Genomic DNA, 1,740 nt, shown 5'->3' with positions numbered 1-1,740 from the left:
ACCTCATGCCCCCGCCCGACGCCCCTCATGCGTCCGCCCGTCACTGGGAGGACGACCGAGCGTAGTCAGGCCGCTTCGCAGGTCGCAAGGCGTCCACAACGATCTTCTCCGAGCGTTCCACGGTGACCGTGGCCTGCTCCTTCTCCAGAGTCTGCACCACGCCTCCCGGGATGTTCAGCGCAGGTTCCAGATCCTGCGGCTTGCCGATCACCTTGAAGAGGTACGGCTCACCGACCTTGCGGCCGTCCACCCGGACGCCACCGCCCTCGGCGTCCGACAGATACGTGTCGGCCACGACGCGCACGTCGTTGATCTGGATCGCCTCCGCACCGGCGGCGCGCAGCTCCTGAATGGCGTCGAGCAGCATGTCCGCCTCGATCGCCCCTTTCCTGTCCTCGATGGTGAGCGTGATACCGGGCCCCTGGGCAGCCACCGTGCCTGCCAGGATGCCGAGTTGCCGCTCCCGCTCGACCGTCTGCTTGCGGGCCTCCTCGGCCTGGTCCGAGCTGTTCTCCAGCCCGGTCCGCTGCTCCTCGAGGCGCCGCTTCTCTTGTTCCAGACGCTCAGTTCGGTCATCCAGTTCATCGAGGATGCGTACGAGATCTTCTTGTCTCGCGCCGCGCAGCGCGCTGCTGTCGCTGTTCGACCGCACCTGGATGGCCAGACCGAGGCCGAGCACGAACAGCAGCAGGGCGACGATGAGTTGAGGACGGGTCACGCGCGGCGGCCACAGGCCCTTCGCCAGCCGCTGACGGCCGGTGAGCTGCGGCTTCCCCTCGGGCTGCGCGCCCGCGGGCCCCGCGGGCGTCTCGGGTCCGGGCGTGCCGGGCGCGCTGGGGACCTCCGCGGGGAGTTCCTTGCGCCGGTTGTAGTCGGGGCTCTCGTCGGCAGTCATCGGCGTCACGCCCTGAAGACGTGCCGACGGATCGCCGCGGCATTGGAGAAGATCCGGATGCCGAGCACGACCACCACACCGGTGGAGAGCTGGGCGCCGACGCCCAGCTTGTCGCCCAGGAACACGATGAGTGCGGCCACCACCACGTTCGACAGGAACGACACCACGAACACCTTGTCGTCGAAGATGCCGTCGAGCATCGCCCGCAGCCCTCCGAACACGGCGTCGAGGGCCGCGACCACGGCGATCGGAAGGTAAGGCTCGACCACCGCCGGAACCTCGGGCCGAACCAACAATCCGGCCACGACTCCCACGACGAGGCCCAGTACGGCGATCACGATGTGCCCTTTCCTGCCTTCGGCTCTGCTGTTCGTACGGTCACGCTCGGTGCTGCCGGCAGCCGGAGCTCGTCCGACACGGAGATGCTGGTCCGGATGCCGAAGTTCTCCTGCAGAGCATGCAGGTACTGACCGTCGCGGCTGTTCTGGAACCGGGTGCTCAAGCGTTTCCCGTCTCCCACCGCGAGCACCGTATACGGCGGCACGAGCGGCCGGTTGTCGACCAGTATCGCGTCACCCGCGGCCCTGATCGCCGACAGCGCGGTCAGACGCTGATCATTGATGGAAATCGCTTCGGCGCCCGACTGCCACAGGCCGTTGACGACCCGCTGCATGTCCCGGTCACGCACACGCCCCGTGTCGGAGAACCCGGAGCTCTCACGCGGACCGCCGCCACCCTGATCGGCCTGCTTCTTGTCGTCCACGACGAGCTTCACGCCGGGCCCGTGGACCTCCGTGGCGCCGGAGAGCAGTCCCACCAACTCGCCCTGGCTGCCGCCGTGCTTC

3 protein-coding genes are annotated in these 1,740 nt (G+C 68.2%); all 3 read right to left on the bottom strand.

The window, feature by feature from the left end; all coding sequences use genetic code 11:
* Nucleotides 1-40 precede the first annotated feature (40 nt).
* Nucleotides 41-895 carry a DUF881 domain-containing protein gene (locus AOK03_RS36430; RefSeq protein ID WP_055569669.1) on the bottom strand — a complete coding sequence of 285 codons (855 nt, stop codon included), beginning with the start codon at nucleotides 893-895 and terminating at the stop codon, nucleotides 41-43.
* Nucleotides 896-900: 5 nt separating this feature from the next.
* Nucleotides 901-1,233, bottom strand: a complete 333-nt coding sequence (locus tag AOK03_RS36425) for a small basic family protein (RefSeq protein WP_003988855.1) — start codon at nucleotides 1,231-1,233, stop codon at nucleotides 901-903.
* On the bottom strand, nucleotides 1,230-1,740 hold a 511-nt coding region (locus AOK03_RS36420), incomplete at its 5' end, for a DUF881 domain-containing protein (protein ID WP_157869177.1). The genes AOK03_RS36420 and AOK03_RS36425, both read right to left, overlap by 4 nt.

The organism is Streptomyces atriruber, from assembly GCF_001418325.1.
Classification (GTDB): Bacteria; Actinomycetota; Actinomycetes; order Streptomycetales; family Streptomycetaceae; genus Streptomyces; species Streptomyces atriruber.
The sequence above is the reverse complement of the archived record's forward strand: the minus strand, read 5'-3'. Positions and strand labels throughout refer to the sequence as shown.

Bases quoted from the DNA above. Each gene is read 5' to 3' on its own strand.
- AOK03_RS36430 (WP_055569669.1), bottom strand. From the start codon at position 895: ATGACTGCCGACGAGAGCCCCGACTACAACCGGCGCAAGGAACTCCCC.